At 41.8% G+C, this 17,151-nt stretch carries 18 protein-coding genes; 12 read left to right on the forward strand and 6 right to left on the reverse strand.

Annotated features, from left to right (window positions below; translation table 11 throughout):
• The first annotated feature begins 569 nt into the window (after positions 1–569).
• Both SAGCYANO_RS28005 and SAGCYANO_RS28010 read left to right on the forward strand, forming a co-directional pair.
• A complete protein-coding gene (locus tag SAGCYANO_RS28005; RefSeq protein WP_202223073.1) occupies positions 570–1,628 on the forward strand; it encodes a hypothetical protein in 1,059 nt (352 codons plus the stop codon).
• Positions 1,629–1,727: 99 nt separating this feature from the next.
• Positions 1,728–3,218 carry a PEP-CTERM sorting domain-containing protein gene (locus tag SAGCYANO_RS28010; protein WP_202223074.1) on the forward strand — a complete coding sequence of 497 codons (1,491 nt, stop codon included), beginning with the start codon at positions 1,728–1,730 and terminating at the stop codon, positions 3,216–3,218.
• Between the two features lie 1,207 nt (positions 3,219–4,425).
• On the opposite strand, the gene SAGCYANO_RS50720 is transcribed toward SAGCYANO_RS28010, so the two are convergent.
• On the reverse strand, positions 4,426–4,776 hold the full coding sequence (locus SAGCYANO_RS50720; RefSeq protein ID WP_375340011.1) for a pentapeptide repeat-containing protein: 351 nt from the start codon (positions 4,774–4,776) through the stop codon (positions 4,426–4,428).
• Here SAGCYANO_RS50720 and SAGCYANO_RS50725 point away from each other — a divergent pair.
• From SAGCYANO_RS50725 to SAGCYANO_RS28060, 10 genes are all read left to right on the forward strand, one after another.
• Complete coding sequence (locus SAGCYANO_RS50725; protein ID WP_375340012.1) at positions 4,743–4,838, forward strand: PEP-CTERM sorting domain-containing protein; 96 nt, start codon at positions 4,743–4,745, stop codon at positions 4,836–4,838. The genes SAGCYANO_RS50720 and SAGCYANO_RS50725 overlap by 34 nt on opposite strands.
• 163 nt (positions 4,839–5,001) lie before the next feature.
• Entirely contained in the window at positions 5,002–5,145 is a 144-nt protein-coding gene (locus SAGCYANO_RS28020) for a hypothetical protein (RefSeq protein ID WP_202223076.1), read from the forward strand.
• 163 nt (positions 5,146–5,308) lie between these two features.
• Entirely contained in the window at positions 5,309–5,452 is a 144-nt protein-coding gene (locus tag SAGCYANO_RS28025) for a hypothetical protein (RefSeq protein WP_202223077.1), read from the forward strand.
• 115 nt (positions 5,453–5,567) lie between these two features.
• Positions 5,568–7,463, forward strand: coding sequence for a vWA domain-containing protein (locus SAGCYANO_RS28030; RefSeq protein WP_237396778.1), 1,896 nt, complete (start codon positions 5,568–5,570; stop codon positions 7,461–7,463).
• A 167-nt stretch (positions 7,464–7,630) separates the two neighbouring features.
• Positions 7,631–9,430, forward strand: coding sequence for a hypothetical protein (locus tag SAGCYANO_RS28035; protein ID WP_202223079.1), 1,800 nt, complete (start codon positions 7,631–7,633; stop codon positions 9,428–9,430).
• A gap of 101 nt (positions 9,431–9,531) precedes the next feature.
• Complete coding sequence (locus SAGCYANO_RS28040; RefSeq protein WP_202223080.1) at positions 9,532–9,885, forward strand: XisI protein; 354 nt, start codon at positions 9,532–9,534, stop codon at positions 9,883–9,885.
• A gap of 57 nt (positions 9,886–9,942) precedes the next feature.
• On the forward strand, positions 9,943–10,125 hold the full coding sequence (locus SAGCYANO_RS28045; RefSeq protein WP_202223081.1) for a hypothetical protein: 183 nt from the start codon (positions 9,943–9,945) through the stop codon (positions 10,123–10,125).
• Positions 10,126–10,201: 76 nt separating this feature from the next.
• Positions 10,202–10,870 carry a tetratricopeptide repeat protein gene (locus SAGCYANO_RS28050; RefSeq protein ID WP_202223082.1) on the forward strand — a complete coding sequence of 223 codons (669 nt, stop codon included), beginning with the start codon at positions 10,202–10,204 and terminating at the stop codon, positions 10,868–10,870.
• A 345-nt stretch (positions 10,871–11,215) separates the two neighbouring features.
• A complete protein-coding gene (locus tag SAGCYANO_RS28055) occupies positions 11,216–11,875 on the forward strand; it encodes a sugar transferase (RefSeq protein ID WP_202223083.1) in 660 nt (219 codons plus the stop codon).
• Positions 11,876–12,017: 142 nt separating this feature from the next.
• Positions 12,018–13,127: a trypsin-like serine protease gene (locus SAGCYANO_RS28060; RefSeq protein ID WP_202223084.1), complete on the forward strand. Its 1,110-nt coding sequence runs from the start codon at positions 12,018–12,020 to the stop codon at positions 13,125–13,127.
• A gap of 516 nt (positions 13,128–13,643) precedes the next feature.
• Here SAGCYANO_RS28060 and SAGCYANO_RS50730 read toward each other — a convergent pair.
• From SAGCYANO_RS50730 to SAGCYANO_RS28085, 5 genes are all read right to left on the reverse strand, one after another.
• Positions 13,644–13,736 carry a DUF3368 domain-containing protein gene (locus SAGCYANO_RS50730; RefSeq protein WP_202223085.1) on the reverse strand — a complete coding sequence of 31 codons (93 nt, stop codon included), beginning with the start codon at positions 13,734–13,736 and terminating at the stop codon, positions 13,644–13,646.
• A gap of 208 nt (positions 13,737–13,944) precedes the next feature.
• Entirely contained in the window at positions 13,945–14,100 is a 156-nt protein-coding gene (locus SAGCYANO_RS28070; protein WP_202223086.1) for a hypothetical protein, read from the reverse strand.
• 277 nt (positions 14,101–14,377) lie between these two features.
• Positions 14,378–14,608, reverse strand: a complete 231-nt coding sequence (locus SAGCYANO_RS28075; RefSeq protein ID WP_202223087.1) for a UPF0175 family protein — start codon at positions 14,606–14,608, stop codon at positions 14,378–14,380.
• Positions 14,609–14,973: 365 nt separating this feature from the next.
• Entirely contained in the window at positions 14,974–16,086 is a 1,113-nt protein-coding gene (rsgA, locus tag SAGCYANO_RS28080) for a small ribosomal subunit biogenesis GTPase RsgA (RefSeq protein WP_202223088.1), read from the reverse strand.
• 434 nt (positions 16,087–16,520) lie between these two features.
• A complete protein-coding gene (locus tag SAGCYANO_RS28085; protein ID WP_202223089.1) occupies positions 16,521–16,790 on the reverse strand; it encodes a sulfurtransferase TusA family protein in 270 nt (89 codons plus the stop codon).
• Between the last annotated feature and the right edge of the window lie 361 nt (positions 16,791–17,151).

The following is a 17,151-nucleotide window of genomic DNA, read 5'->3' on the forward strand; positions in this document are numbered from 1 at the left end:
AGATGAGGCTTTCAGAGTTGTCATAAAAAACTTTACACTCAAGTTGTCAAGAACAATTTTAGATCATTATACTCCAAATTTAGATCATTATACGCCAAATTGAACCGATCTATTTTTGTACTGGAATCTCCAGAAAGCCAATGGCATATTTGAAATTAATTCAATTAATTCAGTTAGTTCTGCTTTGAGTATTTATACGGTTGTACTTTTTTCAGTTAGTTCTAATTTGAGTATTTATGCAGTTGTATGTATTTCTTTAGTACAACTTAAGCATTCAGCTATCAGCTATTAACTATGAGTTATTAACTCATTGTCTTGGAAGAAGGAATTAGTCTCCAAGGAGAATTAAAAGTTATGAAGAATTATGAAGAAAAAGGTCATCAGCTAACCTAATGAGTTGTTTTATTGGGCGTTGCTGATGGGTGGCTATGATTTTTCTTTAATGGCGATGTTTAACTATTAACTGAAAAGCATTTGAGATTTTGCCAAATTTAGGTTTCATAGCTTAATTCAGTAACGCCCTTTATTCTTTCAAAAACTGTTTGCGCAACATTCCGCAGTAGGGGCGAATGGCATTCGCCCTCAAATGGCATTCGCCCTCAAATGGCATTCGCCCTCAAATGGCATTCGCCCTCAAATGGCATTCGCCCTCAAATGGCATTCGCCCTCAAATGGCATTCGCCCTCAAATGGCATTCGCCCTCAAATGGCATTCGCCCTCAAATGGCATTCGCCCTCAAATGGCATTCGCCCTCAAATGGCATTCGCCCTCAAATGGCATTCGCCCTCAAATGGCATTCGCCCTCAAATGGCATTCGCCCTCAAATGGCATTCGCCCTCAAATGGCATTCGCCCTCAAATGGCATTCGCCCTCAAATGGCATTCGCCCTCAAATGGCATTCGCCCTCAAATGGCATTCGCCCTCAAATGGCATTCGCCCTCAAATGGCATTCGCCCTCAAATGGCATTCGCCCTCAAATGGCATTCGCCCTCAAATGGCATTCGCCCTCAAATGGCATTCGCCCTCAAATGGCATTCGCCCTCAAATGGCATTCGCCCTCAAATGGCATTCGCCCTCAAATGGCATTCGCCCTCAAATGGCATTCGCCCTCAAATGGCATTCGCCCTCAAATGGCATTCGCCCTCAAATGGCATTCGCCCTCAAATGGCATTCGCCCTCAAATGGCATTCGCCCTCAAATGGCATTCGCCCTCAAATGGCATTCGCCCTCAAATGGCATTCGCCCTCAAATGGCATTCGCCCTCAAATGGCATTCGCCCTCAAATGGCATTCGCCCTCAAATGGCATTCGCCCTCAAATGGCATTCGCCCTCAAATGGCATTCGCCCTCAAATGGCATTCGCCCTCAAATGGCATTCGCCCTCAAATGGCATTCGCCCTCAAATGGCATTCGCCCTCAAATGGCATTCGCCCTCAAATGGCATTCGCCCTCAAATGGCATTCGCCCTCAAATGGCATTCGCCCTCAAATGGCATTCGCCCTCAAATGGCATTCGCCCTCAAATGGCATTCGCCCTCAAATGGCATTTGCTCTCAAATGGCATTTGCCCTCAAATGGTATTCGCCCTCAAATGGTATTTGCTCTCACTGGATTTACTGTCCGTGCGTAAGTCCTGATACCTTAGAGAATTGCTGAAAAATCAGGAAGTTTTCTGGTAAATCTCAAAAACTAACTGTTTCGTTCATCACAGTTCAACACAAAAGTAATTATGAGCAATCACACAAATCATCAAAGACATCGGTTAACAAGTTTAAGTCAAGCAGTATTAGTAGCGATCGCTTCTACTTTTGGTGTTGGAGTCAAAGTTGCTCTAGCAGATCCAGCAGTTAACCCACCAACAACATTACCTCAAGTATTCTGCTTCCGGTTTACTGATATTAAAGCAGTAGAAGACGACCCAGAAGGAGATAAGTTTCAAATTGCCTTTGAAGTTCTCAACTGGTCTAACCAACCTGCTGCTGGGGTTCGTATTGCTCTCAATCAAGGAACAAGGGGTTTCGAGGGTGCAGCACCCACTCTTGCAGGAGCAGGAATTGACGCTAATGGTCGCCCTCTCGGTCCTGATGCAGATCCCCTGACAGGAAATCAACTATTTACCAACACTGGTAGTGTAGTGCAATCAACTGACACAGCAATTCAATGGGATGCCAGTCAGTTCAACTTTAATACTTTTATTGACGGACCCATACCAAACCGAGACTTGCTTGCTCCTGGACCAAGAAACACTCCTGGTGCTTGCGCTTTAGTTCCTGGCTGTCAAGTTGTCGGCCACCCCAACCCTTTCTTTGGTCGTCCCAACATTGCTGACCCGGAGACCATTGATGATGGTAATAATGTGTTGGATGGTTTCGTTATCACAGTAGATGATTTCGACGAAACAGAGGTACTTTCTTTCAACTGGGATCTCCTTAATGTTGCTGGCAACCGTATTGGAGATACTAACGATTTTGGTTTTGGCACAGTGAATATTGCTCGCTTACCTATCAATGAAACAGGCGATCCTGATGCTGACTTCCGAATTTTTGAGCAAAATACTGGTGTAGGGCGCTCCAACCGATTATTTGCTGAAAATTCTCATACTGTTACAGAATATTCTCCTGTTGATTATGACACAACTATTGCAGGTGGCTTGTCTGCTAGCAATGCCGAGGCAACTCAAGCTGTTAATTCTACAGGAGGAGATGAACCTATTGCTCTATTTGCTGCTGAATTTTCGCCAGGACTTACTGGTGCATTTTTGAATTCAGCGGATAACATTTTCGGTGCTCCAGTGAATGCTACGTTAATAGCTAGTAACCCTGGTGACGGTGGTTCTGGTGACGTTGGTTCCGGTGACGGCGGTTCTGGTGACGTTGGTTCCGGTGACGGCGGTTCTGGTGACGTTGGTTCCGGTGACGGCGGTTCTGGTGACGTTGGTTCCGGTGACGGCGGTTCTGGTGACGTTGGTTCCGGTGACGGCGGTTCTGGTGACGTTGGTTCCGGTGACGGCGGTTCTGGTGACGTTGGTTCTGGTGACGGCGGTTCTGGTGATATTGGTTCTGGTGATATTGGTTCTGGTGACGTTGGTTCTGGTGATATTGGTTCTGGTGATATTGGTTCTGGTGACATACAACCAGAGTCTGTCCCTGAACCAAGCACACTGGCAATGCTAGGAATGACAACCCTCGCTTTATTAGGTTATAAACGTCGTCGCAGTTAATTAAATATATCAGGACTTACGCAAATTAACTGTTAAAGCACCATCTGTAGGGGCGAATGGCATTGGCTAACGCCAAGCTCCGCTAACGCCCTCACTAGATTTAGTCTCCGTGCATAAGTCCTGTTTGCCCCACAACATCAAACGCCCCGACATTAACTGAGTGTATAGAAGTCAGTAATTATGATTAATCAAATAAACCATGAAAGACATCGGTTAACAAGCTTAAGTCAAGCAGTATTAGTAGCGATCGCTTCTACTTGTGGTGTGGGAGTTAAAGTCGCCCTAGCAGATCCACCAGTTACACCACCTCCTGAAACTTTACTTCCTCCAGTTTTCTGCTTCCGGTTCACTGATATTAAAGCAGTAGAAGACGACCCAGAAGGAGATAAATTTCAAATTGCTTTTGAAGTTCTCAACTGGTCTGACCAAGCTGCTGCAGGCGTCCGTGTTGCCCTCACCGAAGGAACATTCGGTATTGATGAAGCTCCCATTTTTGCAGGTGCAGGAATTGACGGTAATGGTCGTCCTCTCGGTCCTGATGCAGACCCCTTACCAGGAAATCAAGTGTTTAACAACACTGGTGGAGTAGTTGAATCAACTGACACAGCGATTCAATGGAATGCGAGTCAGCGTAGCTTTAATACCTCGACTAATACCTTTATTAACAGACCAATACCAAACCGGGACTTACTTGGTGTTGGACCAAGAAACACTCCTGCTGCTTGTGCTTTAGTTCCTGGTTGTCAAGTTGTTGGTCACCCCAACCCTTTCTTTGGTACTCCTCAAGTTGCTGACTGGGAGACCGTTGATAATGGTAATAATGTGTTGGATGGTTTTGTCATCACAGTAGATGATTTCGATGAACAAGAGGTAATTTCTTTCAACTGGAATCTCCTTGGTGTTGATGGCAACCCTATTGGTATGCCTGGTGATGGAAACGAATATGGTTTCGGAACAGTTAATATTGCCCGCACAGCCATCAGCGAAAGCCTTGATGCTGAATTCCGGATCTTTGAGCAGAATACTGGTGTTGAACGCTCCAACCGATTATTTGCTCAAGATTCCTATAAGGTGACGGAATATTCTCCTTCGACTGATGGCGAAGTTATTGCTATGTTTGCAGCAGAGTTTGGTGCAGGTATTACTGGTCAGTTTCTCAACTCAGAGGATAATATTTTTGGTTCTGCTGTTAATGCTCAGTTAGTAGCTAGTAACCCTGGAACTGGAGGCACTGGTGGAACTGGCACTTGTGAAACTGGCACTTGTGGAACTGGTGGAACTGGAACTGGCGGAACTGGAACTGGTGGAACTGGCACTGGCGGAACTGGAACTGGCGGAACTGGAACTGGCGGAACTGGCACTGGCGGAACTGGAACTGGCGGAACTGGAACTGGTGGAACTGGCACTTGTGGAACTGGCACTTGTGGAACTGGCGGAACTGGAACTGGAACTGGCGGAACTGGAACTGGAACTGGTGGAACTGGAACTGGTGGAACTGGCACTGGTTCCGGTGGTTATGATGATATACAACCAGAGTCAGTTCCCGAACCAAGCACAACTCTAATGTTAGGTCTGACAGCACTAGCCTTATTTGGCTATAAACGTAAACGTCGTAGTTAATTAAATTCGATCCCCCCTAACCCCCCTTGTCAAGGGGGGAACTGGTTAAAGTGTAAGAGGGAGAACACAAAATTCAAAATGATTGTTCGTGCCAAATCTATACCAGCCATGGATTTTGAGCAACTAATTTGTCAAATTCCTTAGCCCCCCTTACTAAGGGGGGTTGGGGGGATCGCCTTGTTTTGTCAACGTCAAAGCCACAATTAATCACCTATCCTATTATGAACAGAACCTGTCAAACAATTCTCAGGCCATGCTAGGAATGATAGCGATCGCTTTATTAGGTTATAAACATCGTCGTAGTTAATTAAATTCGATCCCCCCTAACCCCCCTTGTCAAGGGGGGAACTGGTTAAAGTTGAAAAGGCACAAGACAAAGTTAAAAATGATTGTTCGTGCCAAATCTATACCAGCCATGGATTTTGAGCAACTAATTTGTCAAATTCCTTAGCCCCCCTTACTAAGGGGGGTTGGGGGGATCGCCTTGTTTTGTCAACGTCAAAGCCACAATTAATCACCTATACTATTATGAACAGAAACTGTCAAACAATTCTCAGGCCATGCTAGGAATGATAGCGATCGCTTTATTAGGTTATAAACATCGTCGCAGTTAATCACATATATATATAGGGGCGAATGCCATTCGCCCCTACTAAACCAAATATTAGCACCTACATTTTTTGTCGAAGAACCAATAGACCTAAAAAGGTTGACAAACAGACAAAACTAATGAATCTTAAGAACCAATACTTACAAACTGGGACTCTCTACCTAACTTTGCTGATTGCAGGAACTCCTGCCGCAACCGCCGCCACCTTACAAAGCGCTGATGTAGTCGTTCTTATTGATGAATCCAATTCTATGTCCGGCGAGCAACGATGGATCGGCAACATGATTCCGCAGCTAGATGCAATTCTGCAAAGCCAAGGTCTCACAGGTCAACGCTTTGGCCTTGTTGGATTTGGTAGTGGTCGCCCGGATCTCTTGGGGCGTTCTGTGCCTGTAGGTGGAGCCAATTTTGGTACTTCTGCTGAATTTGCCAGTGCCACGAATAACTTACTCGTATCTGGCAAGTTTGAAGATGGTTATTCTGCCATTGACTTTGCTCTGAATAACTACACCTTTCGGGAAGATGCTGCTGTTAGCTTCATCCTCGTGACAGACGAAGATCGAGATAATGGCAACTTTGGTCTCAACTTCACCAATATCCTAGCAGGGTTAAAGCGAGGAACCGAAAACACTGAAGATGATATTTTATTAAATGCTATAGTCAACGCCAACTTTGTGAATAATGCCATTGGAGTCAACTCTGAAGCAAATGCTTATATTGCTGACGGTAGAGGTGGATACACAACGACCCAACTTCCATCCCTAAATGGTATTGTCACCAGTAGTTTTGAGAATACTAAACCAGATTATGTAGACTTAGCTCTTGCCAATGGTGGTGCAGCATGGAACTTGAACCAACTGCGAACTGGTGGTTTAACTACAACCTCTTTCACAAAGGCATTTATTGATGCCAACGTCCGAGATATTCAGCAACAGCAGGCACCTGAAACAAAATTACCTCCAGTCTACAACCTCCGATTCACTGATATTAAAGCTGTGGAAGACGATCCAGAAGGAGATAAATTTCAACTTGCCTTTGAAGTTCTCAACTGGTCAGACAAACCTGCTGCTGGAGTTCGTATTGCCCTCAATGAAGGAACAGATTTTTTTCCCATCATCGAGGAAAGATCCTCTTTTGCAGGTGCAGGAATTGATTTTAACGGTCGTCCTAACGGTCCTGATGCAGAACCCCTACCAGGAAATTTACTATTGGCCAATAGTAGTCGAGTAGTAGAATCAACTGATACAGCAATTCAATGGGATGCTAGTCAGTTTGACTTTAATACCTCTGTCAACGGACCAATACCAAATCGCGACTTACTTGGTGCTGGACCGAACAACACTCCCGATGCTTGCGCTTTAGTTCCTGGTTGTCAAGTGATCGGGCACTCCAACCCTTTCTTTGGTCGTCCCGACATTCCTGACCTAGAGACCGTTGATGATGGTAATAATGTTTTGGATGGTTTCGTAATCACAGTAGATGATTTCAACGAAGGAGAAGTGATTTCTTTCAATTGGAATCTCCTGGATGTTAATGGCAACCCTATTGGAACCCCTGATTCTGGAAATGAGTATGGTTTCGGGATAGCAAATATTCTTCGCACACCTATTGGTGAAGACCCCGATGCTGACTTCCAGATTTTTGAGCAAAATACTGGTGCAGATACCTCCAAGCGATTATTTGCTGAAGATTCTTATCGGGTTACAGAATATTCTCCTGTTAGTTATGACACGACTCTTGCCAGAGCTTTTTCTGCTAGGAATACCGTGGCAACTCGGACTATTAATTCTAGAGGAGGAGATGAACCAATTGCTCTATTTGCTGCGGAAATTGGGACAGGAATTACTGGTGCATTTTTGAATCCAGCGGATAACATTTTTAATTCTAGTATCAATGCTAAATTATTGCCTAAACCAACTCCACCTGTGGAACCGGAGCCAGTTCCCGAACCTAGTACGATGGCCATGATAGGGATGACAGCGATCGCTTTATTGGGCTATAAACGTCATGGTTAATCAAATATATGTAGGGGCGAATGGCATTCGCCCTCACTCGATTTAGTATCCATGCGTAAACCTTGCTTACTATGCTTTGCCGCGGTTTGACCATGAGTTAGTACCAATCTTTTTAGTCAAATGGAGCGATCGCCTCTCAACAACTTTTTGTTTATTAACGTAAAGTTATGAAATTACCCAATACTTGTTCAAGATATCTTGGACTAACTACTTCCCTTTTTCTGGAAATTGCCACATCTCAACCTGCTCAGGCAGCAACTCTTACCTTTGAGAGCATACCTAACTCGTATGAGGGGATGCCAATTCACAATCAATTTCTAAATGACTATGGCATGACTTTTAGTCTGATAGGGGGAGGGTTTCCTGTGTTGGCTGAAGTTGGTAGACCTCGTGCTGCCTTCACAACAAATAATGGAAAACACAAGGATAGACCTATAAGCGCAGCAAACGGTAGTTTCTTTATAACCGATGACTATAGAGGAAGGACAAGACCAAAAACTCTGCGCGTTAAATACGATAAACCTGTGTCATTTGCATCCGGTGAGATTTTAGACATTGACCAGAGGTATAAAAAAACTGAACAATGGACAGTTAAAGCATTTGATATTGATAATAAGCTGCTAGCGAAGGACGTTTTCACCTCCGGCGATCAAGATACTAGGACAGATGATGGAAAAGCTACTCTTTGGAAATTTAATAATCTCAGTAGAGATATTTCTTATGTTGACTTGGAATTTACTGGAACAAAAAGAGATTTTATTGGAGTAGGATTTGACAACTTTTTTGCTAAAGTCGCTCAACCACCGCCACCACCACCACCTCCTCCTCCTCCACCACCGCCGCCTCCAACGAAATTACCTTCAGTATTCTCCTTCCGATTCACTGATATTAAAGCTGTGGAAGACGATCTAGAAGGAGATAAATTTCAACTGGCCTTTGAAGTTCTCAACTGGTCCAACCAACCTGCTGCTGGGGTTCGTATTGCTCTCAATGAAGGAACAGATTCTTTTCCCATGATCGACAAAAGACCCTTTTTCGCAGGAGCAGGAATTGACAGTAATGGTCGCCCTAACGGTTCTGATGCAGACCCAATACCAGGAAATCAACAGTTTGGCAACAATGGTGCAGTAGTGCAGTCAACTGACACAGCAATTCAATGGGATGCCAGTCAGTTCAACTTTAATACCTTTACTAATAGACCAATACCCAACCGCGACTTGCTTGGTGTAGGACCGAGAAACACTCCTGGTGCTTGCGCTTTAGTTCCTGGTTGTCGAGTTGTCGGCGGCCGTCCCAACCCTTTCTTTGGTACTCCTCAAGTTGCTACAGAGACCATTGATGATGGTAATAATGTTTTGGATGGTTTCGTTGTCACAGTAGATGATTTCGACGAAGGAGAAGTAATTTCTTTCAACTGGAATCTCCTTAATGTTGATGGCAACCTTATTGGAACCCCTGTTTCTGGAAATGAGTATGGTTTCGGTACAGCAAATATTGTTCGCACACCTATCGGTGAAGATCCTGATGCTGAATTCCGGATTTTTGAGCAAAATACTGGTGTTGAGCAGTCCGAGCGATTATTTGCTCAAGGTTCTTATCAGGTTACGGAATATTCTCCTGTTAACTATGACATAACTATTGCAGGTGCTTTGTCTGCCACGAATTCCCTGGCAACTCAAACTGTTAATTCTACAGGAGAACCTATTGCTCTGTTTGCTGCAGAAGTTACAACAGGAGTCACTGGTGCATTTTTGAACCCAGCGGATAACATCTTTAACTCTCCTGTGAATGCTCAGTTAGTAGCTAGTAACCCTGGTTCCGGTGGTTCTGATTCCGGTGGTTCTGATTCCAGTAATCCTGGTGACAGTGGTTCTGGTGACATACAAACATCAGTTCCCGAACCTACTACAATGACAATGATAGGGATGACAGCGATCGCTCTATTGAGATACAAACGTCATGGTTAATCAAATATATGTAGGGGCGATTCGCGTTTGCGGAGCATGACCTTAGGAAATCCCCCCTACCAACGGTCATTCACCCCTACCCAAATTAAAAAAATTATTCAATGAAAACCACAAATCAACTCTTAGACCTGGAAAAGTGGCGTGAAACACTCATAAAAATCTGGCAATACTACGCCGCTTTTCCTTACCACTATGGTAATATGAAGACATACACGAGTGTTAGTAGAGATGGTAACCATTTTCTATTAGTCTATAAAGGATGGGAAGATGGTCGCCGTGTATATGGTACTATTGTCCATGCTGAAATCCGCAATGATAAAATTTGGATTCACTACGATGATATAGAAAATGGTATTACAGGTGAACTTGTTGATGCTGGAGTACCGAAGGATAGAATTGTACTTGCTTTTCATCCTCTAGAGATTCGTCAACATACTTGGTCTCCAGTTGTCTAATATTGGCTGGTTGATTGTCGATATCGACACCAACTATGCTGAATCTATTACCGTGCAATGGTTTTTGGCTTCCTCAAAAAATTGTCGATTTTTACTGTCGATTTTCGACAATCTTTTAATTTTTCTGTTATAGACTTGACAGTAGAACAACAAACAGAATCAGTTCCCGAACCAACTAGCACATTAGGAATGGCCGATTTAGTGGCGATCGCTCTGTTTGGCTATAAACGTCGCAGTTAATCACATATAAGCGAATGGCCATTCGCCCCTACCAATAAAAAACAATACAACTATCCAATTACCAACTACAAAAATTATGAACAGAATCTACAAAACTCTTCTCATTCTCACAATAACTACCACACTCAGTAGCTTAAACATAGCCTGCCAAAAAATCACCGAAGTAGAAGCTATCAACGACCGCGCCGTAGAAAAAGTAGCCCAGAAAGATTATCAAGGGGCAATCGCTGACTACAACAAAGCCATTGAAAAAGACCCCAACGATGCTACATTGTACAATAACCGCGCCAATGCTCATTTCCAAGCCAAAAATTATGAACAAGCTATAAAAGACTATAACCAAGCCATAAAAATTAATCCCCAAATGGCAGACAGTTATTACAATCGTGCCTACGCTCGCCAACAACTAGCAGACTTCAAAGGAGCAATAGCAGACTACAACAAAGCATTAGAATTTGCTACCGATGAAAAAACTAAAATCAAAATTTATGGCAACAGGGCGACAGTAAATCACACAATCAAAGATTACCAAAATGCTATAGCTGATTATGCTCAAGTCATCAAAATCAGACCAGACATACCTCAAATTTACTCCAACCGAGCCAATCTTTATTATCAACAAGGAAAACTAGAACAAGCGATCGCTGATTACCGCAAAGCAGCAGACTTGTATCAACAGCAAGGAAATACTCAGTCTCAACAAGAGTTACTAGCTATTGTCTCTCAAATTGAACAAACCAATTGAAATAGCAGTCAGCGGTCAGCGGTCAGCTATTCCTACGGAATGCTGCGCAAACAGCTTCTAGTTGCGTTTATAATGGGGGATACTCAAGAGAAGCCGCTCCGCGTCTACAAACCCCCATAAAAGGCAAACCACGGGCTTTTTCAAATAAGCGTGGGGGACGTCGAACCCTTGGATTTTTAGCTGAAGTCCGTAGTTCCTCTGCAAGAAACTAGCTAAATGCTGGCAAGGGTCCCATGACTATCACGAAAAGCTAATAGCTAGTTAAGTAGAGAGTAGGGAATAGGATAACAAGCAAAAAATATTATCCCGTCAATTGTACCATATTAATCCAATATGCTGTAAAATATGACTCTAGCTTTACAACACCACCATTCAGCCAATCCATATAGACAAACAACTCATCCATCTGTCACCAGCAAAACCAAGCGTTTAATTGACATTTTGGGTGCTTTAGTAGGATTAGCTATTACAGGAATAGCCCTTATTCCCATCGCTATTTTCATCCAACTCGATAATCCCGGTCCGTTATTTTTTACTCAAGTGCGATGTGGTTTTTTGGGTAAAACTTTCCGCATGAGAAAATTTCGTTCAATGATTGTTGGTGCAGAAAAATTCAAGCATTTAGTTAAAAACGAAGCTCAGGGAAATATGTTTAAAAACGAATGCGATCCTAGAATAACCAACATTGGTTGTTTCCTCCGTAGAAGTAGTTTAGACGAACTACCCCAATTTTGGAACGTTCTCAAAGGAGAAATGAGTTTAGTCGGAACTCGCCCTCCTACTATTGATGAAGTGGAACTGTATCAAACACATCACTTGCGCCGACTGGAGGTAAAACCAGGCATTACTGGTGAATGGCAAGTAAATGGTCGTTCCAGAGTTAAAGACTTTGAAGAAGTAGTGCGTATGGATTTGAAGTATCAACAAAAATGGTCTATTGCATACGATCTACAATTAATATGGAAAACTATTTGGGTTGTCTTCAATAAATCTGGGGCGTGTTAAGAATTTAGAATTTAGAATTTAGAATTTAGAATTTATATCCTAAAAACTTTGGCAATACAACTTTTCTATGCCTACCAAACCTAAATTACTACTCTGTACCGACGTTGCAAGCTTCCGTCCCTACCTAATAACGAATTGAATCATGATTAACCGCTTAACTTCCTCAATCACACTTTTAATAACAACCATTTGTTTCAATAACATTGCCCATGCTGGCACCATCCGTCATGACCGCACCGACGAACAATATACCTCCTTAGCAGAACTATTTCCCAGTGTCGGTTATCTGGAGACAAAATTCTCCTCTGATGAACATATTTGTTCTGGCACTCTAATCGATCCAAATTACATTCTTACCGCAGCACACTGTATTGATATCAACGACCAAACTCTACTCGATGCTAACTTCTTGGCAGGTGGTATTTCCTACTCGGTTACAGATACTACTGTCCATCGGGGTTGGTTTTCTAGCGATCGAGACTTTAGTGCTGGGTATGATATCGCTGTCTTGCGTCTTGCCACTCCAGTCTTAGACCTGCCATCAGCTCCCCTATTCACAGGTTTTGATGAATCCGAAGAAATAGGAACTTATGTTGGTTTCGGTGCCACAGGCAACGGTTTCACTGGTTATTTACCCAATACAAAAGGTACAAAAAGAGCAGGTCAAAATATTATTGAGCTTGGTAGTAGTTTGGAATTGTCTGAGAGGTTATTATTCTCAGATTTCGACAGTCCCCTAACATCAGACCCTACCAAACCAGACACCATCCCTCTAGACTTAGAATATCTCATTGCTCCTGGAGATAGTGGAGGCGGATTATTTATTAATGGTCATATTGCTGGCGTTAATTCTTTTGGGTGGGGGCGAAACGACGGCTTAAATAATTCTAGCTACTACGATTTTGTTGGTTCCACTCGTGTTTCATCACATATTGATTGGATTAATGGTGCAATGTGGGCAATGGAAGAATTGAGGACTGGCGATCCTTTATACGAAACTAATTTTACTACCACTGGTAACAAACTTCAAAATAATCTAACTCCGATCGGGACAGAACAACATAACAATTCAGATACATCCAATGGGGTTTCTGCGATCGCAGATTGGGGTTTTGAAAATTATCAGGATTATCTGGATCGAGATTTGAAACAAATATCTGTTGAAGACATTCCCGAACCAGATATAGATTACGGTATTTTGGCATTTGGTATTTTATTTATATTAGCAAAATGGGGTTGTAGGTTGGGTTAAGCGATCGCTGTAATTAGATGGGGAGTAGGGGAGTAGGGGAGTAAGGGAGTAGGGGAGTAGGGGAGTAAGGGAGTAAGGGAGTAGGGGAGTAAGGGAGTAAGGGAGATGGAGAAATATTTGGTAATGGTTGAAGATGGAAGATTTTTTTATACCGAATTAAACGGATTTGATATAACAGGACTCACGCAAATCAACCTTAAAAAACGCCTGTTAATACTTAGGGTTTACTGATTAAATCTTAAATAATTACCAGATAAAGGTTTTAGCCTTTTTAGGTATTGAAAAAGTACATGGTTTTCAGCTCTTCATGCTCAAAAAGGAGCGCATTTTTAGCCCATAGTTGGGCAAAAAAATTCTCCCCTACTCCCCTTTTCCCCTCCTGGGAGGGGAGGGGCGAGGGTGGGTCCCCTACTCCTTAAAAAAGACTTTTTCAGCAAACCCTACTTATCCTCCTTCTCCCACAAGGGCTAAAACTTGTTGATAAATATCAGAGCTTACCCAAAAACCACTATTAATTCAATCATCTAATATAGGTTTAATTGATGAAATTACCCCTAACTGTTTAGCCTTCAATAATACTCCTAATGTTCCTGTTATTGGAATTCCCAATTTAGCAGCCTCTTTTCTACCTTTGCGTTCGTCAACTATTAATAAATCATATCAAATCCGGTAGCATCGGTGTAATTAGATGGGGAGATGGGGGGATGGGGAGATGGAGAAATATTTGGTAATCGTTGAAGATGGAACATTTTTTTATACCGAATTAAACGGATTTGATATCAGCCTTTAATTCTAATGCTAAAACAATGGCTTCTGCTTATCCTGGATCTAGCTTAGTTTGTAGATTCATAACCAGAGTTAAATTATTAACTGAACCTTTCTTAATCCACTTCAAACTTTTTATCGCTAAGGTAGCTGGTTCTGTAGCACCAGCATTAATTATTTCCTGATAAACAGTTTCTGGTATAACCACTTCACCATATATTTGTTTAAGTCAATCTAGCTGCCCAACTGTAGCTAAATTACTAATAGGTGATATTAAATCCGTTGGCTTCGGAGTAATATAATTCCGTCGATTTTCATACAATGCGTAAGGGCGTTAACGGCAGCTTTGCGTTAGCAAATGGCCATTCTCCCCTACAATATAGGGCGAATGCCATTCGCCCCTACTCTAATCTCTAAATACTGAATAACACCGATGCTACCGGATTTGATATGATGTGTCACTGACGACTATCATTTTCCTCTGATTATTGTAAATTATAGAAATCTTCCATCAATTCTTCCATACCGTAATGCAAAGGAATTTGACGATTGGCAAGTAACTTTTGAAATGCTAACTGATTCAAACAAGCAAAACGGGCAGCTTGTGCAAGGGTAAAACGTTCCTGTTGAAATAACATAACTGCTATTTCTATTTGCAATTGCCCTTCCGACATCTCAATTTTTTCTAATATTTCGTTTGATATAACAAGACTCATCAGATATAATTTTTGATATTTTTCTTAGTGGCGTTGCTGATTCTGGGTATGATGCAGAGCTAGCCGAGCAAGCCAAAATTGGGGGGAATAAAACTCTAAAAGTCCCCCTTAATCCCCCTCCCGTCCCCCTTGGAAAGGGGGAAGCCAGAAGATGCTGCGCTTTTTGTTGAACGGGGGATTTAGGGGGCGACCAGAACCAAACAATCGCGCATTCATACTTCAATTCAGCAACGTCTTCTTAGTTTATCATATATTTACCGAATAATTAAAGCCTCTCCTTTAAAGGGGAAACAAGAAAAAACGCAAGCTCTAATTATTAATTATTAATTATTAATTATTAATTGTTGACCCCTACTCCCTCTTTTCTAAAATTCATCAAATTCTTCACACAAATCTTGTAACTGCTGATGCTGTAATCTTCTCGAAGAACGCCGATACTTCTTACTCGCTAACTTAGGTTCCAACTTTTGTGCGCCACCTGACTTCATTTTTGCCTTCCAGTTTGACTCAACATCAGGTTTTTGTTGCAAAGCTTCTTGATGCGCGATCGCCTCTTCTAAAAACATCAAATAATATTCATACCTATCCCAATCACCCCTGACTACACAGTTAGGTTCATCCCGATGCAAACAATCACTAAATTGACAACTTCCTTCTTCTAAATACCGTCGCACTTCTGGAAACAAATACCCCAACTCCAAAGGTTCGCACTCTAACTGTGGTTGATTAAAACCAGGCGTATCTGCTAATAAACCCCCATTCGGTAGCTCAAATAATTCAACATGACGAGTAGTATGTCGTCCTCGCGACAACTTTCCTGATACTGCAGCGACTCTTAAATTAACATCAGGAATCAAATAGTTAATTAAACTTGACTTCCCAACTCCAGAAGGACCAGAAATTACAGTAATTTTATTTTTCAGTTTTTCCCACAGAAAAGGCGAACTATCTTTTGCTATCCCCAAACCCACATCTGTTTCCACACTAATAAAAAATGGATCGTAACCCCACTGAGAAATTTTATTGCGCCATCTCTCTATTTCCTCTGACGTGACCAGATCGCATTTATTCAAACATAAACATACCTCTAAACCTGTTGACTCTGCCTTTACTAAAAATCTCGTCAAAGCAACAGGGTCTAAATCTGGTTCTGCCATAGCAAACACTAACATTACCTGATTTGCATTAGCTACAGGAGGACGGTCTAGTTCTGTTGTTCTGGGCAAAACCTCAGCAACAGCACCTCGTCCACCTGTCCAGTCAGGATCTTCTATCACCACCCGATCGCCCACCATTACTTTCTGGCCAATTTTCTTCAATCGCGATCTACGGGTACATAGGAGTTGGGTAAAATTTTCTGTTGTTTTTTTTACCAAATCATCTTTTGTATCGAGCTTAACTTGGTAAAAATTCGCTTGGACTGCGACAACTGTCCCTACCAAATCCTTATTTGCTTTTAAGATGTCACCGCTCAACATAAACTTACTCAAAGGTCTGAAAGCTTAGTTATTCGCAGTGGATCGACCACCACAGGGTTAAACGGCAAACCCTTTATTCCTTGGTCCAAGACATCAGGAATTACTTTTTTCATTATATTAAATGACCCATTTTGGTAATAACATGACGTTCAACTAGCTTCATACCTTAATTGTAGCTGATAACGACTCAATGGATAGATAACTGAACAAACTTACTCATTTTAGTTTAATAGCTATAGTTATGAGTAAGTTTGATAAACTTTAGATAAGTTTTCCCTTTCTGTATTTACCGAATAATTAAGGTTTAAAGCCTCTCCTTTAAAGGATAAGCAAGAAAAGATTTTCATGATTAGTCAATCCTCTTCTTGAAAAGAAGAGGTAATTCTAAATTCTAAATTCTAAATTCTAAATTCTTGAGCCCTCTTGTGAACAACTCATGCAACCGCTTCTGGGCAACGCACCTTCAGGATAAAATATTCAGAGCGATCGCTTATTTCTTCTATTTGATAACCTTCTATAGTCAAACTATCAGGTACTTGCTCTATTGGTTCTCCTGGGTCTAGCCAAACTTCCAAAATTTCTCCTGGCATCATCTTTTCTAAGTGCAGTTTTGTCTTAACAAAATTAATTGGACAGGGAGTACCTCGCAAATCTATTTGGGCATCTGGTATTTTTTGTTGCTGGATTTGAGGTTGAGAATCCATAATTTAATATTGTTTCTCCAATCTTTTCTGTTAGTATTTAATAGTTAGCTTTAACGAACTGTGAAAAATTCGGAAGCAAATAAGTTTTTATACCCTAATTTTTAAGACATTTTCATCAGCAAACCAAATAGGAATACTTTCATAGCAATTGAAGGAAATAGCGCGGACATATCAAAAGTTTAAAACTTAGACAATACCAGATTTTTCTCTCCTTCAGTCCTTCCTTTTTCCCTCTGCTATGCTCTATTTATCAAAATCCTAGAGTTTTACCATCAATAAATTACCGAATAATTAAGGTTTAAAGCCTCTCCTTTAAAGGATAGGTAATTATTAATTATTAATTATTAATTATTAATTATTT

It is taken from the genome of Okeania sp. KiyG1, from assembly GCF_014132355.1.
Classification (GTDB): Bacteria; Cyanobacteriota; Cyanobacteriia; order Cyanobacteriales; family Microcoleaceae; genus Okeania.